Source organism: Rhodohalobacter sp. 8-1, assembly GCF_038150125.1.
Lineage (GTDB): Bacteria > Bacteroidota > Rhodothermia > Balneolales > Balneolaceae > SW132.
Window position 1 is genome coordinate 234,990 of sequence record NZ_JBBVMF010000005.1, and the last position, 16,882, is coordinate 251,871.

Annotated in this window: 16 protein-coding genes and 1 tRNA gene; 9 read left to right on the plus strand and 8 right to left on the minus strand. The window is 45.8% G+C overall.

What is annotated here, in order from left to right:
• The first annotated feature begins 1 nt into the window (after window position 1).
• The 4 genes from AABW11_RS06990 to AABW11_RS07005 all read left to right on the plus strand — a co-directional run bounded on the left by AABW11_RS06990 (window position 2) and on the right by AABW11_RS07005 (window position 4,609).
• On the plus strand, window positions 2-1,375 hold the full coding sequence (locus AABW11_RS06990) for a RagB/SusD family nutrient uptake outer membrane protein (RefSeq protein WP_340104082.1): 1,374 nt from the start codon (window positions 2-4) through the stop codon (window positions 1,373-1,375).
• Between the two features lie 730 nt (window positions 1,376-2,105).
• A complete protein-coding gene (gene recF, locus AABW11_RS06995; protein WP_340104083.1) occupies window positions 2,106-3,272 on the plus strand; it encodes a DNA replication/repair protein RecF in 1,167 nt (388 codons plus the stop codon).
• An 8-nt stretch (window positions 3,273-3,280) separates the two neighbouring features.
• Window positions 3,281-3,580: a DUF721 domain-containing protein gene (locus tag AABW11_RS07000; RefSeq protein WP_340104084.1), complete on the plus strand. Its 300-nt coding sequence runs from the start codon at window positions 3,281-3,283 to the stop codon at window positions 3,578-3,580.
• A 21-nt stretch (window positions 3,581-3,601) separates the two neighbouring features.
• Window positions 3,602-4,609: a CdaR family protein gene (locus AABW11_RS07005; protein WP_340104085.1), complete on the plus strand. Its 1,008-nt coding sequence runs from the start codon at window positions 3,602-3,604 to the stop codon at window positions 4,607-4,609.
• 262 nt (window positions 4,610-4,871) lie between these two features.
• On the opposite strand, the gene AABW11_RS07010 is transcribed toward AABW11_RS07005, so the two are convergent.
• The 3 genes from AABW11_RS07010 to cutA form a co-directional block, all read right to left on the minus strand.
• Window positions 4,872-6,122 (minus strand): 4-hydroxy-3-methylbut-2-enyl diphosphate reductase, encoded by a 1,251-nt coding sequence (locus tag AABW11_RS07010; protein WP_340104086.1) that lies wholly within the window; start codon window positions 6,120-6,122, stop codon window positions 4,872-4,874.
• 352 nt (window positions 6,123-6,474) lie between these two features.
• The gene (locus AABW11_RS07015) at window positions 6,475-7,212 is read right to left on the minus strand and encodes an enoyl-CoA hydratase/isomerase family protein (RefSeq protein ID WP_340104087.1); all 738 of its coding nucleotides are present in this window, start codon (window positions 7,210-7,212) and stop codon (window positions 6,475-6,477) included.
• 11 nt (window positions 7,213-7,223) lie between these two features.
• Window positions 7,224-7,559: a divalent-cation tolerance protein CutA gene (cutA, locus tag AABW11_RS07020; protein WP_340104088.1), complete on the minus strand. Its 336-nt coding sequence runs from the start codon at window positions 7,557-7,559 to the stop codon at window positions 7,224-7,226.
• Window positions 7,560-7,752: 193 nt separating this feature from the next.
• On the opposite strand from cutA, the gene AABW11_RS07025 reads away from it, so the two are divergent.
• The 5 genes from AABW11_RS07025 (at window position 7,753) to AABW11_RS07045 (ending at window position 12,613) form a co-directional block, all read left to right on the plus strand.
• Window positions 7,753-7,836, plus strand: a tRNA-Leu gene (locus AABW11_RS07025).
• A gap of 62 nt (window positions 7,837-7,898) precedes the next feature.
• Window positions 7,899-9,209, plus strand: coding sequence for a trigger factor (gene tig / locus AABW11_RS07030; protein ID WP_340104089.1), 1,311 nt, complete (start codon window positions 7,899-7,901; stop codon window positions 9,207-9,209).
• Window positions 9,210-9,266: 57 nt separating this feature from the next.
• Window positions 9,267-9,893 (plus strand): ATP-dependent Clp endopeptidase proteolytic subunit ClpP, encoded by a 627-nt coding sequence (gene clpP, locus AABW11_RS07035; protein ID WP_340104166.1) that lies wholly within the window; start codon window positions 9,267-9,269, stop codon window positions 9,891-9,893.
• An 18-nt stretch (window positions 9,894-9,911) separates the two neighbouring features.
• Complete coding sequence (gene clpX / locus AABW11_RS07040; RefSeq protein WP_340104090.1) at window positions 9,912-11,165, plus strand: ATP-dependent Clp protease ATP-binding subunit ClpX; 1,254 nt, start codon at window positions 9,912-9,914, stop codon at window positions 11,163-11,165.
• Window positions 11,166-11,341: 176 nt separating this feature from the next.
• The gene (locus AABW11_RS07045; RefSeq protein ID WP_340104091.1) at window positions 11,342-12,613 is read left to right on the plus strand and encodes a sensor histidine kinase; all 1,272 of its coding nucleotides are present in this window, start codon (window positions 11,342-11,344) and stop codon (window positions 12,611-12,613) included.
• A gap of 55 nt (window positions 12,614-12,668) precedes the next feature.
• Here the strand turns inward: AABW11_RS07045 and AABW11_RS07050 are convergent, their stop codons facing one another.
• The 5 genes from AABW11_RS07050 to aroC all read right to left on the minus strand — a co-directional run bounded on the left by AABW11_RS07050 (window position 12,669) and on the right by aroC (window position 16,836).
• On the minus strand, window positions 12,669-13,247 hold the full coding sequence (locus tag AABW11_RS07050; RefSeq protein ID WP_340104092.1) for a sigma-70 family RNA polymerase sigma factor: 579 nt from the start codon (window positions 13,245-13,247) through the stop codon (window positions 12,669-12,671).
• A gap of 167 nt (window positions 13,248-13,414) precedes the next feature.
• Window positions 13,415-14,149 (minus strand): CPBP family glutamic-type intramembrane protease, encoded by a 735-nt coding sequence (locus AABW11_RS07055; protein WP_340104093.1) that lies wholly within the window; start codon window positions 14,147-14,149, stop codon window positions 13,415-13,417.
• A gap of 12 nt (window positions 14,150-14,161) precedes the next feature.
• A complete protein-coding gene (locus tag AABW11_RS07060; protein ID WP_340104094.1) occupies window positions 14,162-15,319 on the minus strand; it encodes a LysM peptidoglycan-binding domain-containing protein in 1,158 nt (385 codons plus the stop codon).
• Between the two features lie 4 nt (window positions 15,320-15,323).
• Window positions 15,324-15,659, minus strand: coding sequence for a hypothetical protein (locus tag AABW11_RS07065; RefSeq protein ID WP_340104095.1), 336 nt, complete (start codon window positions 15,657-15,659; stop codon window positions 15,324-15,326).
• Window positions 15,646-16,836 (minus strand): chorismate synthase, encoded by a 1,191-nt coding sequence (gene aroC / locus AABW11_RS07070; protein WP_445263745.1) that lies wholly within the window; start codon window positions 16,834-16,836, stop codon window positions 15,646-15,648. The genes AABW11_RS07065 and aroC overlap by 14 nt, the downstream gene beginning before the upstream one ends.
• Between the last annotated feature and the right edge of the window lie 46 nt (window positions 16,837-16,882).

Here is a 16,882-nt window from a genome sequence, read left to right on the forward strand (position 1 = left end):
CATGAAAAACATTAAACATTATATATTTAGTACTGCTATTGTACTGTTATCAGCTTTTATGATAACAGGTTGTAATTTGACGGAGGTTGACGAGGTTTTCGATCCTAACAACCCTTCTGTTGCAGGTGTGTTACAGGATGCATCCCGTGGTGAACTTCAAAATATGGTAACTGGCCTCGAGGCCCGTCATCGAAATTATTTCGATAATGCTACTGAACTTTACGGTTCATTTGGTCGTGAGGTATGGGCATTTTTCGAATCAGATCCACGATTTACCATTGACTGGTTAGGACAAGAAGGTATAACTCCCTATCCAAATTTCTTTGGTTCAGGCGGAGTTTATAACACACCCTATCAGACAATAAAACAAGCCAATTTGCTTATTGGAGCAGCAGAAAACACAACCAGTGTTACTGATGCAGAAAAGAATGCAATTTTAGGTTTTTCCAAAACGATCAAAGCATTTCAGTATTTGATCCCGCTTCATGGTCAATACCAAAATGGTATTCGTATTGATGTTGATGAACCGCTTAATCCGGGACCGTTTCTCAGTTACGATGATGCTCTGACAGAGATACTGAATCTACTGGATGAGGCGAATGCTGATTTGAACAATGCTTCATCAACGTTGCCATTTAGTTTAACGGAAGGCTTTGGTGAGTATGGTTTCGATTCAGTTGCCGGTTTGCAGCAGGTTAACCGTGCTATTAAAGCCCGTGCCTCTATCTATGCAGAAGACTGGACCGGTGCACTGGATGCATTAGATGATTCCTTCATGGATCTTACCGCAGGCGAGGCGAGCATGAACGTTGGTGTGTACCATGTATATGGTAACCCACCGGATTCATTCAACCCATTATTCTACCCATTGGATGCAAATACTAATCAGATCATGGTGGTTCATCCTTCAATGATTGAGGACGCTGAACCAGGAGATCTAAGGGTTGAGAATAAGTTCTTTGAACGCACAAACCCGGTAACCAATGCGAATGTGCCCGAAGCGGCAAGCTACCAGGATGCACGATGGGCAAGTAATACATCATCGATACCATACCTGAGAAATGAGGAGTTGATCCTTATTTACGCCGAAGCTCTTGCTCAGAGAAATCAGAGAACGGATATAGCTGATGCAGAAGCAGCGATCAACCTGATCCGTAGTACATGGGGACTGACACCGGTTACTTTAACAAATACGGCCGAAGTCATTGATCAGATGTTGTTTGAGCGACGTTATTCACTTTGGGCAGAAGGGGGGCACCGCTGGATAGATGCCAGAAGATATGATCGCTTGAATGAGATTGATGCTCGTTACGGAACGGTGTTTACACAGTTAGAAAAACCAACCAGTGAAACAAACTGGGAAAACAACAACTAAGGAAATTCAATTTTCCCAAATATTAAAAAGGCTGTGTTATTCACTTAACACAGCCTTTTTTTTGGTGCGCCCGGCATGGCGCAGTTGCTATAGGGTGAGAGTCCCGAACACGCCCTGATGACGGGAAGTGTTAGCTGAGGATAAGGGTGTCCACCGTGAGGTGGAATCTGAAGGAAGTCTAAGGCAACGTCGCGATCCGACGAACAGGAACCACATACGGAGGCGGTGCAGGCGGGCAAGTCTGCTAAACAAGATCAAGCCCAATGGTTGTCCGGGAGCCTGCAAGCGTAAATGTGGCGGATAGATGCGAGGAAAGCAGTTGCCCTTACCCGGGGATCTCTGGTCGTTGAGGCCAGAAGTCAACCGAGGCCATAGTATCATCTCCCAAAGAGGTGAGAAGGGCCAAATATTGCCTGGTTATTTGTACATTGGTTGGACAAAGCCAAAAGGCAGCCAACCCCAATTCTATATTGGGACTGATTCGGAGAAGATAGGGCAGAACCCGAAGGCATCTGGACAGAGCCGAGGTTTTGTGTGCACCGGTGGATGAAGTGATGCTTAGGTAATAAACCGCCGTATACCAGACCGGTACGTGCGGTGGTGTGGGAGGACAGATAGGGAATTAATCCCTATCTTCCTACCCGATTACAGTATTGTTTCGCCGGGCCGTCGTATCAAACCAAAGAGATCTCTATCAAAATCTTCGCAGATTAGTTGCCCGATCAAATGAATGAACGAAGCCTATATTATTTGTTATCTTGTGTGCATGCGAATCAACCGGCTAAAACTAAGAAATTTCAGAAATCACAAGGACTCAGAAATCCACTTTGCTCCACACCTTAATTTAATCACAGGGCCAAATGGCGCCGGTAAAACGAACATTATCGATGCTATACACTATTTATGCATGAGCCGGAGTTTTGTGGCCACCAGCGACCAGTATGTGGCCAACTGGGAAGAGAAATATTTTATGATTGATGGCGATTTTGAAGGGGAGATCCGCCAGTCGTTCAAAGTGTCGTGCAGCTATTCGCGCGGTGAAGGGAAAAAGATCTTTGTGAACGACAGCCCGCTGCCGCGCCTGTCAGATCTTATTGGGATGGTTCCGGTGGTGGTCATGAGTCCGGAAGACCTGAAGCTGACGGCTGAAGGGCCGGCTGAACGGCGCTCATTTCTCGACAGCATGATCAGCCAGATATCACCTAAATACCTCAGAGATCTGATGGAATTTCGCCACATTCGCAAACAGCGGAATAAGCTGCTCCAGGAGTTTCGCGGGCCGCGAGATCTGCTTAAAACCTATCTTGAACCGTGGAACCTGCAGCTTGTGGAGACAGGATCACGCCTTATCGCCAAACGGGCAGAGGTGCTGAAGCAGTTTAAGCGGTACCTGGAATTTCAGTACCGAACCATATCGGAGCTGAAACTGAAGCCCGATCTCGACTATCAAACCATCCTTAAAAACCCGGAAGATACAGAGCAAATTGCAACGGAGTACGCATCAATTCTCCAGGATAACCTGGAGAAAGAGATCGAGCGGGAACAGACGCTGTATGGCCCTCATAGAGATGAGGTGGTATTTTACCTGGATGACATGGAGCTGCGAAATTTTGGATCACAGGGTCAGCATCGATTGTTTTCGATGGCGCTGAAAATGGCCCAGCTGTTTTACTATTCAGATCAGCTGGACGATTTGCCTGTGATGCTGCTGGATGATTTGTTTGGGAACCTGGATCAGCAGAAAGTCACAATTATAATGGAAACACTGACGAAACATTCCGGGCAAACGTTTATAACATCGGCGGCTGAAAAACCTTTTTTAGAATCACAATTTAAAGAGTCATCTTCCAACAGCTGGTTCAGGGTAGAAAACGGACAAGTTCACAAAAAATATTAGGTTTAGTTATGGCATTTGGAAATAAACCACAATCGATGGATGAGCTCCTGAAGGAGTTCATGAAACGGATTCCCCACCGCACTAAACTGCAGCGGGGAATGGTACTGCACGTATGGCCCGAAATTGTGGGGGATAAGATTGCGGCGGTAAGTAAGAATCTGCACTTTGAGGGAAACCGGCTTGTGCTGGAAGTGGATAATAGTGCGTGGCGCCACGAAATACACATGAAGCGTTTTTCCATCGCAAAAAGACTGAATGAGAAAGTAGGCAATAAGGTGGTCCAGGAAATTGTTGTCAGAGCTTCATGAAAAATTACATATTTTAGTATTATGAGTCTATTTAAAAACGCGATGAGCAGTATTTCCAACTTTTTTTCCAGCCGGTTCAAGCTGGAAGAGAGTGAAGATGAGGATGATAAGTGGTTTACTAAACACAAAATTTTTGCGTTCACCTTTGCGATGCTTTTCTCCCTGGCGCTCTGGTTTATTGTAAACATGGGCCGTGATTACAATATGACGATGATGCTGCCCATCCAAATAACCAATTTGCCGGAAGATATTGCATTGAGTACAGAAGTGCCCGATAACGCCGCCGTGAGCGTGAGCGGAGAGGGATGGAGCTTGTTTAATCTTTACATCAACCCGCCGAAGGTTACGTTAAATGTAGAAGCGCAGCAGGTGAACATGTTCGAGCAGGTTCGTCAGCAAATCAGTTCGATGTCTGACGTAAGCGTGATGCAGGTAGACCCCATGTTTTTAGAGATTGAAACCGAAATGCGGGTATCGAAAAAAGTACCGGTTGTTTCACAAATAGAAGTAAGTACCGGGAATCAATATGGAGTACTCGGGCCAACGCAGCTCAGCCCGGACAGTATTACCGTTACCGGGCCCGCATCGCGAGTTGAAGATGTGACAACATGGAATACAGTTGAGTCAGAAATTGATGACGTAAGCACCGATCTGGAACTTACAGTTGATTTGCAATCACCCGGTCCCGGAATTTCAATCAGCCCGGCGTCGGTCACATTCCGGGCCGAGATTGCAGAGTTCACCGAAGCCGAGGTAAGAATTCCCGTTCGTTCGCGGGGTCTGCCATCCGGAAGGGCGGTCACGTTTTCGCCATCCTCAATCCTCGTTAAGTATGATGTGCCGTTGCAGCACTACAACGATGTGCAGAGTATTCGCCCGTTCGTCGCATTCGTGGATTTTGAACGACTTCAGCAAGATACAACTGGTTTGATAACTCCAGAACTTGAGAAGGTGACAGACGAGTATGATGTGCGCCTTCGGAATTTTCAGCCTACGCGCGTATCATATTATAATATTGTACCCGATTAGTACCGCTTCGTCATCGAATGAGTTTTTTTAGATCGAGTCGTGATGGATCAATTTTTGGATCATAAATGACTTACTGTTGAGATCTTACTGCCGATGACAGATTTTAAAAACCTCGACTAACTCACTGGACACCCCTCCCACGCCAAGGCGTGGACTCCCCTCAATGGGAGAATTAATCCTGTCACCTCCCCAAAAGTGTTGCCCAGCCTTTTGGGTAAAATCAGGAGCCTGCCACAATTCCACCCCAATAAAATTTCCTTATCTACGTAGCCGCTGCCATTGTTTTTTCGAATGGTTTAATCACATCATCGATTTCACGTGTATTCTCGAAAAACGTGAGAAGTTTTAAGAGGACTTCATCAACGAGAATATCCGGGCACGATGCGCCGGAGGTGAGTGCTATTCGCAGCGGCCGGTCCAAATCGGGCAGCCAGTCAGACGTCTCTTTCATCTCTTTGTCCCACTGATCAAAGTGGAGGATTTCATCGGGTGAATCGAACTCATTCGCATCCCGGATATGGTAGGTGGGGCAGTATTCTTCCAGGATTTCGACCAGGTGCATTGTGTTCGATGAATTGTAGCCACCCACTACAATTGCCAGATCGGGATTGGCGTCTGCAAGGGCGTATGTTGCCGACTGGTTTTCATTTGTGGCGTAGCAGAGCGTGTCGGACGTGTCGGCGAAATGTTTTTGGACATTCTCTTCACCAAACCGTTTTTTGGCGGCCTCTTTCAAGATGTTCATCACCTCTTGCGTTTCGGTAGCCAGCATGGTGGTTTGATTAATAACGCCAAAGAACTCCAGATCTTCACGCGGATTAAACCCTTCCGTGCTTTTGTGGCCAAAGTGTTTTTCAAAGTCGGACAGCGGGCGCTCTTCCGTCATAATCTCAGCCAGGATATGCGCTTCTTCAGGATTTAGTACTACAACGGTTGACGAATGATCAGCGCTGTGGGAAAAAGTAGCACGGGTTTCTTCGTGCTCATGCTTGCCGTGAACCACCAGGCTGTACCCTTTTTTACCAAGCTGTGAGCCCCGTTTCCAAACCTTCTCAACAAAGGGGCAGGTTGTGTTGTATTGATATGGATCTATACCCTGTTTTTGCAGTTTTTCCTGGATGGCAAGAGTTGTTCCAAACGCCGGCACAATAACAATATCATCCTCCTTGAGGGATTCAATAGGAATGCGCACTGTGCCGTCTGTATCAAACAAAAATCTGACGCCCTTATCGAGAAGATCCTCGTTTACAGTAGGGTTGTGAATCATCTCACTGAGGAGGTATATGTTTTTGTCAGGGTTTGATTCCACTGTGCGATACGCAATATCAATCGCGTTTTCGACGCCGTAACAGAATCCAAAGTGACGGGGAATAAGGATTTGAACGGGCCCAAAATCCAACTCAGTAGGGTCCAGATCTTTTTTACGTGGATCGGTTACTTTATTCGCCTCCTTTACCTTACGGATAATTGGCGATCTGTACATTTTGGGAATGTCGAAAGACTTACGGGCCATCTTGGGAAGTGTTATTCAGAAATTGTTTTTGTAAAGATACGAACTCCATTGCAAAACACTGTGGTTCAGCAAATGATTCATTAGGAAACCCAACTCTCCAAGGGTTCGCAACCCTTGGAGAGTTATGCTTGGAATTCAGGCTGTCTATTAAAGACGGTACCAACGTCATCCCGCACTTGATGCGGGATCTCCCATATTCGCTACCATAAAAATACTATCCACGGACAGAATTTTCAGTCTGAACGCAAATGGGAAATGCCGGATCGGGGTCCGGCATGACGATAAAGTAAACCTCCAAGGTTTTCCGCAAAGCGATCCCTTCGGGGCAAAACCTTGGAGGTTTTTTTGAGGATTAAGATTTCTTGCGGTCTAAAAATGCCTGCACCCGGTCGCGATGTTCGTCACTTTCCCAAAATGTACTGAACGGTTCAACCTCTTGAGTAGGATTATCAAATTGGGCGCTTTTTTTCAGATACTCAATAAACGGACGATCGTTACGCGTGAGCCGGTCAATTATTGCCTGGAGTGAGGCCGGGTAGGTGTCTTCATCAAGCAGTTCGTCTGCAAAACCTGACTGATAAGCCTCATCTGCAGAAATAACGCGCTGTGTTGCCAGCCAGTAGAGCGCTTTCTTTTTTGGGATAAGTTTTGTTAAACTTGCCACACCTCCCCAGCCGGGCGGCAGGTAGAATTTCCCCTGGGTAAACCCGATGTTGATGTCTCGTTTTGCAACCCTGAAATCGAAAGTGGCCGCGATTTCCCACCCACCCCCGTAGGTATCGCCATTGAGGGCAGCCATTGTCCAGAACGGTAGTTGGCGGATTTTGTCGAGAAGACGAAGCATCCGGCGGGTCATCTTTTTTGCGTCATCGGCTGATTTAAGCTGGTGAAATTCCCGCAGGTCGCCGCCGGATATGAAACTGTTATTGCTGCCGGTAAGAATGAACAATCGTACGTTTGAGTTGCCTGAAAGCTGAGTCACAAGCTCTTCCAGGCGGTCCATCAGCTCAAAATTGACGGCGTTCCTCGCTCCGGGCCGGTTGACGGCTGCAGTTACAACATGGTCGGTATGTTCAACACGTAGCGGCATCGGTAATTTTTTTAAAGAGTTGAGTGTTTAACTGAGTTTTGGATCCACTGAAGATACTCTTCGTTTCCCTCATCTGCTGCCAGTGGAAGAGAAATCACGCATGGCACATCGTAGCTGTGCAGGTCGAGGATCGTTTCTGTGACAGCTGGCACGTATTCAGCCGTTGTTTTTACTAACAGCACACATTCTGTATCGGATTGAACTTCGCCATCCCACCAATATATCGATTCCATGCCGTCTAAAATGTTAACGCAGGCACAAAGTTTCTGCTGAACGAGAACACTGCCGATGTTTCTGGCTTCATCGCGATTCTCTGTTGTAACATATAAAATGCGTAAGTGAGTCATAAACCGGGGACCAAATGATCGGCTAATTGAACCAGTAAATTAACCGTAAATCGGATGATGACGCAAGGCAGATTAAAGATCGGGATACGTGATAAGATGCAGTGAAATAAAAATGACTATACTGGTTGAACTACGACGAAAATAACCGTAATTTATTAGGCTCTGATTCAAAAATATAAACCACGATAGAAATGCGAGAGTGGCGGAATTGGTAGACGCGCTAGATTTAGGATCTAGTACCCTTACCGGTGTGGGGGTTCGAGTCCCCCCTCTCGTACGATATTATTCGACATTTTTTATCCATTCTCATCGTTAACTTACCAACTTAAATAAATACAAGTGGAATTATCCGTTCAGGACATCACCTCCGTAGATAAAGAGATCACTATCAAAGCAGACCGCTCCGATCTCGAACCAAAGTTTAATAAGGCTTACAAGAAATATCGTAAAGAGATACAGATGCCGGGTTTTCGTCCGGGAAATGTTCCTGTTGGGCTGATTAAAAAACGATTCGGCAAAGAGATCGAAATGGAGGAAATCAACAGCTACGTACAGGAAGTTTATGAGAATGAAATAGTTCCTGAATACGAACCGGTTGGCGAAACCCAGATGAAAGAGATGAGCTGGGAAGATAATCAGCTTGAAGTCACATTTAAGGTTGGTAAAAAGCCTGAATTTGAGCTTGAAGATCTTGAAAGCATCACGGTTGACCGAATGGTGCACGATGTGACCGATGAAGAAGTGGAAGAAGAGATTCAGCGAACACTTGAACGTCAGGGCAATTGGGTTGAGCAGGATGACGATGCCGAAATTACAGAGAAGTGCCAGGTAACAGTAGATGCGGTTGCGCTTGATGAAGATGGCGAGCCTATTGAAGGCGAGAAGGATGAAGATCAAAAGCTCGACCTTCGGGATGATCAAACGGCAGAATTCAGGGAGCACCTGGTTGGCCATAAAAAAGGCGATGTTGTGAAAATGTCGCTCGGCGAAGATGTTGATCATGACAACTTTCAGGTTACCATTAAAAAGGTTGAAAAGATGGATGAAGCCGAGCTGACCGATGAGTTTGCCAAAGAGCAAAGCAATGGTGAGGCCAAGAACATCGATGAGTTTAAGAGCTATATTAAAAGCCGTATGCAGCAGTATTACGATCAGTCTGCAAAAGATATGTTCCGCCAGGACGCCGTGGATGCGCTGGCCAAGGCTCATGACTTTGAAATTCCTGAGGTAATGGTTAACCAAATCCAGGACTCTTACGTGGATTACGCCAAGCAGCAGTCAGGTGGACAGTTGCCTCCGAACTTTGATGAAGAGGAGTACAAGGAGAATCTCAGGGATCAGGCAATACGCGAAGGGAAGTGGGCGTTTATTAGCGAGAAACTTCAGGAGAAGTTCGACGATATTGAGATTAAACCGGAAGATATTGATGAGTTTATCGGGATGGAATCTGCCCGGCACGGTGTTCCAGTCGACCAGATGAAGAGCTACTACGCTCAGAATCCAAACCAGCTTGAAAGTTTGCGGACCAGCATTCGTGAAAATAAAGTATTTGATAAGTTGGAGGATGCTGTTACCATCAATGAACTATCCAAAGACGAATTTCGTAAAAAAAGAGAAGCTGAAGAAGAAACAGAATCCAGCGAATCATAACGATCAAATTTAAAAAGGATGCCAACCGTGAAACAACCATTATTTGAATTCCCTACTATGCAAGATTCTTCGCAAATACAGAACAACCTTGTACCTATGGTGGTGGAAACCACCAGCCGTGGTGAGCGTGCATACGATATCTATTCGCGTCTTCTTAAAGACCGCATTGTCATACTCGGGACTCCCGTAAACGACACGGTTGCAAGTACGATTGTGGCTCAGCTACTTTTCCTGGAATCTCAGGATCCCGAAAAAGATATTAACCTTTACATCAACAGCCCGGGTGGCGTGGTGTCTGCAGGTTTGGCTATCTATGACACCATGCAGTACCTGAAGTGTGATGTGGCCACGACCTGTGTGGGTATGGCTGCATCGATGGGAGCTGTTCTGCTAACTGCGGGTACCAAAGGCAAACGTAATATGCTGCCTCACGCCCGTGTGATGATTCACCAGCCACTTGGCGGTGTTCAGGGGCAAGCCAGCGATATTGAAATCGAAGCCCAGGAAATTCTTCGCATCAAAAGAGAATTAACCGGAATCCTTGCTGACCATTCCGGTCAGGATGTCGATAAGGTAACTGCCGATTCTGATCGTAACAAATGGATGTCGGCAGATGAGGCCGTTGATTATGGTCTTATAGACAATGTGATGCGCCGAGAAAAAAAGACGGTAAAAAATAAGTGAACCCCGGGTTTTTTAGTTATGAGTAAAAAGAAAGACAGCGAAAATGTGACATGTTCATTTTGTGGCCGTGCAAGCCGTGAGGTAGACTCAATGGTTGCCGGACCTGAAGTGTTCATCTGTAACCATTGCGTGGAAGACGCGTCAAGTATCATTGAAAGTGACCTGTCATCGCTGTCTCGCCGGCGCGATCGCCAGTACAAGCCGATGATGAAGCCGCTTGAAATAAAGGCAAAACTGGATGAATACGTGATTGGACAGGAGGGAGCTAAGAAGGCCCTCTCAGTTGCGGTTTACAACCATTACAAGCGTATCTCGGGATCACAATCCCTGTCGGGTGACGACACAAGAATTGAAAAAAGCAACATTGCCCTGATGGGGCCGACAGGCGTGGGTAAAACGCTGCTGGCCCGCACGCTTGCTGAAGTGATCGACGTGCCGTTTACAATTGCGGACGCCACGGTACTCACGGAGGCCGGTTACGTTGGTGAAGATGTTGAGAGCATTCTCAGCAATCTTTTGCAGGCAGCCGATTACGATGTGGATCGTGCACGGCGCGGAATTATCTATATAGATGAGATTGATAAAGTGGCGCGCAAAAGCGATAATCCGTCCATCACCCGTGATGTGTCCGGTGAAGGTGTTCAGCAGGCTCTGCTGAAAATTCTCGAAGGTACAACGGCAAACATTCCTCCAAAAGGCGGCCGTAAACATCCAGAGCAGAGTTTCATTCAGCTTGATACGTCCGATATTCTCTTCATCTGTGGCGGTGCGTTCAGCGGTCTCGAAGAGGTGATTTCACAACGTCTCTCGGTGAGCTCGATGGGATTTCGGGCGGATGACCAGGTGAAATTTGACAGGGAAGATCCACAGATTTTTACGAAAGTTGAACCGGAAGATCTTCAAAAGTTCGGGTTGATTCCAGAGCTGATCGGACGAATTCCGATTATCTGCGGATTGGAACAGCTTTCTGATGAGGCAATGGTAGAAATATTACTGAAGCCGCGGAACGCCATCACCAAGCAGTACAAAAAACTCTTCCAGATGGAAGATGTTGAACTTGAGTTTGAAGATGATGCGCTTGATGCAGTTGTTAAAAAAGCTCGTGAACGTAAAACAGGTGCCCGTGGCCTTCGCTCGATCCTTGAAGCGTCTATGCTCGATATCATGTTCACGGTTCCATCGATGAAAAACGTTAAACGGTGTGTTATTACCCGCGAAACGATTGAAAATCAGGCGCCTCCTATTTACGAAAAGCAGAAAGCGTCTGCTTAAGTACCTTTACAAACTTCCCATAATGATCAGCATTAAGGAAGTTCACTGACACTGACGGTATCTGATAGCATCGCAGGTTTACTGAGAAAAATTAATAGACTCTGTCAATTCGCAATCTCCCTTTAGATTCGTGATATTGGCAGAGTCTTTTTTTGATAGATATAACATCTCCTCATATGCGAAACCTTCTTCCCTTAAACTGGATTAAGATTGTTCTTGCCGGACTACTGGCACTTCTTGCCGTGGCCTCTTTTTTTTACAACCGAATTCTTGTAGAAGAGTTACTCGAACATGAACGCGCCAGTGTTGAGCTCTGGGCGAAAGCGCTGGAGTTTACAAACGATCCGGTCCATGACGAAATTACCTCAAATTTGCTGGAGTCGATCCGTGTTCTCCGCTCAATAGAAGAGGTCCCTGACAGTGTCGTGCAAATGATAGAAGAGGTGGAGGCCATAAATCCTACGCTTCAGTTTGTGTCGGACAACCTTCTTATTGATACTCGTTATTCTATTCCTACAATTGTTACTGATGAAGAAGGGGAGATTTTAGCCAACCGTTTCATTGATGGAGAGGTAAGCCCTGACCTTGTGGACCAGTTTGCAGAAGTGAATGACCCGATTACAATTGTCAGGTCGGATGGAAACCAGGAGCTTAGGAATTACATCTATTTTGGTGAGAGCCAAACCGTGCAGTACCTGCGGTATTTTCCATTTATCCAGTTTGGAATTCTGGCGGTGTTAATAGGGATTGGATATCTCACTTATCGCAGTATCAACAAGTCGGAGAAATCGAACCTGTGGGTTGGCATGACCAAAGAGGCGGCTCACCAGCTGGGCACGCCGCTATCAAGCCTTTACGGGTGGATACAGCTGCTTAAAGAGAATAATAAGGATGATGATGAGACGCTTTCCATCGTTTATGAGATTGAAAAAGATGTAAGCCGCATTAAAGGTATTACCGAGCGGTTTAATAAAATTGGGTCTGAACCTGAATTAAAAAGTGTACGCATTGATCCGATTGTCGACCAGGTTGTTGATTATATGGCGCGGCGGCTGCCACAGCTCGGCAAGAAAGTGGATGTGCGAAAATCCATAAAAACAGATGCGAAAATAAGGCTGAACCCGGAGCTGTTTCAGTGGGCAATTGAGAACCTGATAAAAAATTCTATGGATGCAATCAGGACAAAGGAGGGTGATGCATTTATCTCTGTTTCCGTTTTTGAAAACGGAGAGAAGCTGGTCATTGATGTTGAAGATTCCGGATCAGGGATTGACCGTAAATATGTAAATGAAATTTTTAAACCGGGCTACAGCACAAAAAAAAGAGGGTGGGGACTTGGCTTAAGCCTAACACGCCGCATAATTGAAGATTATCACGACGGAAAAATATTTGTGCTCCAATCCGAGAAAAATAAGGGAACGACAATTCGTATTACACTTCCTCTATAACGTGAGCAAATGCATTCATTTGAAGTATCCTGTAAATGTGCCCAAAACTTAGGATTTAATCTTCTTCAAGATAACCACGGTCTTCGGCGTACTCTAACAGTTGTGCTTTCAGTAAGTTGCGCCCGCGGTGAAGTCTTGAACGGATCGTCCCGATGGGTACATCGAGCATGTTGGCAATTTCTTCGTATGTAAAGTCCTCCACGTCACAAAGCAGTACCACTGTACGGAAATCTTCAGGTATCTGATCAAGGGCCTTGGTGATGTCGTCATCTATAAGCTCGCGATACATCGTATCTTCGAGGTCGGATGTATCTGTGCGCTCTGCCCTGATTGTTTCATAAAACGTTGCGACTTCATCGTAATCAACCTGTTGAGGTTTTTTCGATTTACGCCGATAATTATTGATATATGAATTCTTAAGAATTCTGAAGAGCCAGGCTTTAGCATTTGTTCCTTTTTCGTAACTGCTAAAAAAACGATATGCTTTTACAATGGTATCCTGGACAAGATCTTCCGCATCATTTGGATCGGACGTTAAACGTAATCCAAAGTTATACAGAGCGTCAAGATGAGGAATAATCTCTTCGTTAAAGTCGGATTGTTTTCGGATTTCTTTTTTCGTGAGTTCTGGCATCCCTTCTACCCTCAACATTTGCGGGGTTAAAATTATTAAACAATGCCCGGTTTCATTGCCGGGAGCAAACACTTATAAACTAAAAGTAGCTACATTGCTTATATAGATCAAATTGATAGTTTCGATATGATGTGTAAGTATTAGTGAACAGTCTTTTTTTTAATTAATCAAATTTTGAACACAACTATTAAATCATATAAGGCATGGGTCCACGCAGTGCATCCAAACCCTCTTACAACATAAATAACATTTAATGTTAAGCCAAATAGAAAACGGAACAGAAAGCTTCCAAATGACCACGCGTCAGCAAATTCACCTACGTAATGAACACCGCTAAATGCAACTGCCGCAACGATTGCAGAAATTATGTAAGCAGTTCTTTTAGCGGTAAAAATATATTGTGCCCCATAGAAAAGGGCGGATACCAAGAATACCCTGAAAAAAAGTTCTTCATAAAGCCCGGCACCCAGTGAAAGTGAAAAAAGCTGGAATTTGGATAATGAAGCAGTTTTATTTTGTAAATCCATCTGAAGGATAAGCTCCAGAAACTGACTGATGAGGAGCGAAAACAGGATAGCATACAGTACAGATTCTACCAATAGCCAGCCAAAAAACCTTAATCTGAGAGCAGGCAGGTTCTTTCTATGCGTAAATATGATGATCGCACCTACCAGTAGTGCTATTCCAAGCGTTGCTGTTAACGCATCAAATCCAAAAAAAGAGAAAAGCGTTTGGAACCAAATATCAACTGAAATTCTTACGACCTGTTCACTGCCAACCTGGGAGAATCGGATAAAAATCTCGTAAAGTATAAAGAGGGGGAGCGCAAATATATAGCTGTAATAAAGACCGCGAGTCTGTCGGAAGTAGGTTTTAACCGGATATAAAGTAACTTCAGCCAATCGTCAATTTATTTATTGATCTAAATAAACAACAACGCTGGAGCGTTGAATGCTCGAAAAGCCGAGCATCTCAAATGCTTTGTGCGATAGCATAATACCACTGCCCGAGGTGCGGTCATTAATTCGTACGTAGACACCCTGACCTGTTTCAGGATTCTCTACGTAAATAACATTTCCAAGCGGCATGTTTGAGTGGCCGGCTGTAAGATAGTCCGGATTATAAAGCTCACCGCTGGTTGTGGGATTCGCCCGGTCTCTGTCAGAATAGCGACTGACAGGGATTTCGCCTAGATTTTCAAGAGACGCTCCTTTTTTGAATGGGTTGCTAAAATTTCTTGATGGCGGCAGTAAAACTGTTACACGCTGCCCGCCCTGAAGCGACTCGATATCAAGGTCGGGGTTAAGGGCCGTCAGTTCATCTTCACTCATCATGAACTTGTCTTGTAAATCAACAGCTGATTCACCAGACTCAAGCCTGTAACTCACAAATTTACCTTGAGGCGTTGATTCTTCAGCGCCATCAGCAATAGACGGGGCGGTTTGTACATCTCGAACCGTTAAACGCTGGCCGATACTGAGCATATCGGACTGTAAGTTGTTTAATTCTCTTAACTGATCGACCGTCATATCGTGCAAGCGCGCTATGCGTGTAAGGGTATCGCCGCTGCGTACGGTGTAGTATGTTGTGCCGCGGGTGCCCTCACGGTCACGGATAATAGATTCACGAGGCTCGGTGTCCTCGGATTGGGGCGACAGATCTTCAGGCTCTGAATCCTCGTCTTGCGGAACCTGAAAAATAATAAGCTCCTGGCCTTCACTTAGCTGTGTGCCTTCGAGATTATTCCAGGACTGTATTTCGGCAATGGTAACATCATAAAGCCGGGAAATGGCAAAAAGAGTCTGGCCGGATTCAACCGTGTGAACAACAGAATCATCATTCCTCGGCGGTCCCACGAGCAATTCCTGGCCGGGAGTGAGTACGTCGGACTCAAGCCGGTTCCATCGCCTGAGGTCACCCACCGTTACATCATAAAGCCTGGAGATGCTAAACAGTGTTTCTCCCTGCTGAACAGTGTGAGATTGACCGGCGGCCTGTGCTGTGGCGTCCGGGGCAATTGAGAGCGATAGAAGTAAAAAAGTAATTGCGGCAAGAACCGTTTTATAAATCATTCGTTTAATCTTCAATTTCAAACTGTAGCTGAACTAATGCTTCTGAGAGTTCAGATTTTGTACGGGATTCATTCTTCTTTTCTGCCACCTGGATTCCTTTACTGAACATCTCCTTCGCATGGCTGTACATCTCCCGGCGCTGATAAAGCTTTCCAAGATGATAGTAAACGCCGAGATAGTCAGGATCTTGTTTTAAAATAGCTTCGAAAAGAAGCTGTGCCTTTTCTACGCGATCATCTTTTAAGAGTTCCAGCGCGAGGGCGAATTTTGAAAATGTATCAGAGGGATCCTGCTGAATGTTTTTAGCAAGTCGGCTTATATTTTTTTTATGCGTTGTCATACCCGGTCTCTTTTTGGTAGCGCTGAAGAATCACGTCCATGGAGTCACCGCCAAATTTTTCAAGTATGGCGTTGGCAAGTACCGGTGCAATAACGCTTTCGGCAACTACTACAGCCCGAGGCAGTGCACAAACATCAGACCGTTCATACCGTGTATCTTCTTCTTTTTTAGTATCCAGATCTGCAGTCTTCAGCGGCTTGATCATTGTAGGAATGGGCTTCATCACCCCGCGAATAATAACCGGCATACCGGTTGTCATTCCTCCTTCAATTCCGCCGGCGCGATTGGTCCTTCGTTTGAAGGCGTCATTATATATGATTTCGTCGTGAACCTGGTGGCCTTGCCGCTGACCGGCTTCAAAACCGAGGCCTATTTCTACACCTTTCATCGCCTGAGTTGCTACAATAGCCTGAGCCAGTTTACCATCTATTTTTCTGTCCCAGTGGACATAGCTTCCAAGCCCGGCCGGGAGGCCTGTAACGATAATTTCGTATATACCGCCAAGAGAGGTGCCTTCTTTACGACGTAGTTTGATCTCTTCCCGCATTTGAGCACTCAGGTCATCATCAAGACAGCGAACATCTGATTCGTCAGACCGCTTGTAGATTTGATGAGCGCCGTTCTCATAAAGCGGATCAGCGATATCGCGAACCTCTTCCCAGGATTTATATCCAACAGCCCCGATTCGAATCACGTGGCCGCCGATCTGAATGCCGAGGGTCTCCAAAAACTTCCGTGCTACAGAACAGCATGCCACTCTCATGGCTGTTTCGCGTGCGCTGGAGCGTTCAATGACGGGCCGGATGTCATCAAACCCATATTTTTGTGTGCCAACAAGGTCGGCATGGCCTGGACGGGGAAGTGTAATTCGTTCCACGTCACCGCGTTCACCACTCTTAGCCATTACCACAGGCCAGTTGCTTTTATCTTTTTCATAGGCCCTGTTAGGCATGGTCATAGCGATAGGGGCTCCTGTGGTTTTGCCAAACCTTACGCCCGACTGAAAGGTCGCCCTGTCTTTTTCGAATGCCATTCGTCCGCCGCGTCCATAACCCTTTTGCCGGCGTACAAGGTGATGTTCAATTTCATCTTCATGAATATCGAGGCCCGCAGGTGCTCCTTCAACGATGCCTGTAAGGGACGGTCCGTGAGATTCACCCGATGTAAAATAACGTATCATAATTATGCTCTGAAGTTTTTGAATAAAGGCGTTCGGCCGATCT

What these genes read in the sequence shown, in the direction of transcription:
- AABW11_RS07005 (WP_340104085.1), top strand. Translation starts at nt 3,602, where the DNA reads ATGAGTCTATTTAAAAACGCGATGAGCAGTATTTCCAACTTTTTTTCC.
- AABW11_RS07060 (WP_340104094.1), bottom strand. Translation starts at nt 15,319, where the DNA reads ATGATTTATAAAACGGTTCTTGCCGCAATTACTTTTTTACTTCTATCG.
- AABW11_RS07010 (WP_340104086.1), bottom strand. Translation starts at nt 6,122, where the DNA reads ATGGCCCGTAAGTCTTTCGACATTCCCAAAATGTACAGATCGCCAATT.
- cutA (WP_340104088.1), bottom strand. Translation starts at nt 7,559, where the DNA reads ATGACTCACTTACGCATTTTATATGTTACAACAGAGAATCGCGATGAA.
- AABW11_RS06990 (WP_340104082.1), top strand. Translation starts at nt 2, where the DNA reads ATGAAAAACATTAAACATTATATATTTAGTACTGCTATTGTACTGTTA.
- AABW11_RS07065 (WP_340104095.1), bottom strand. Translation starts at nt 15,659, where the DNA reads ATGACAACGCATAAAAAAAATATAAGCCGACTTGCTAAAAACATTCAG.
- AABW11_RS07000 (WP_340104084.1), top strand. Translation starts at nt 3,281, where the DNA reads ATGGCATTTGGAAATAAACCACAATCGATGGATGAGCTCCTGAAGGAG.
- AABW11_RS07050 (WP_340104092.1), bottom strand. Translation starts at nt 13,247, where the DNA reads ATGCCAGAACTCACGAAAAAAGAAATCCGAAAACAATCCGACTTTAAC.
- clpX (WP_340104090.1), top strand. Translation starts at nt 9,912, where the DNA reads ATGAGTAAAAAGAAAGACAGCGAAAATGTGACATGTTCATTTTGTGGC.
- recF (WP_340104083.1), top strand. Translation starts at nt 2,106, where the DNA reads ATGAACGAAGCCTATATTATTTGTTATCTTGTGTGCATGCGAATCAAC.
- AABW11_RS07015 (WP_340104087.1), bottom strand. Translation starts at nt 7,212, where the DNA reads ATGCCGCTACGTGTTGAACATACCGACCATGTTGTAACTGCAGCCGTC.
- clpP (WP_340104166.1), top strand. Translation starts at nt 9,267, where the DNA reads ATGCAAGATTCTTCGCAAATACAGAACAACCTTGTACCTATGGTGGTG.
- AABW11_RS07045 (WP_340104091.1), top strand. Translation starts at nt 11,342, where the DNA reads ATGCGAAACCTTCTTCCCTTAAACTGGATTAAGATTGTTCTTGCCGGA.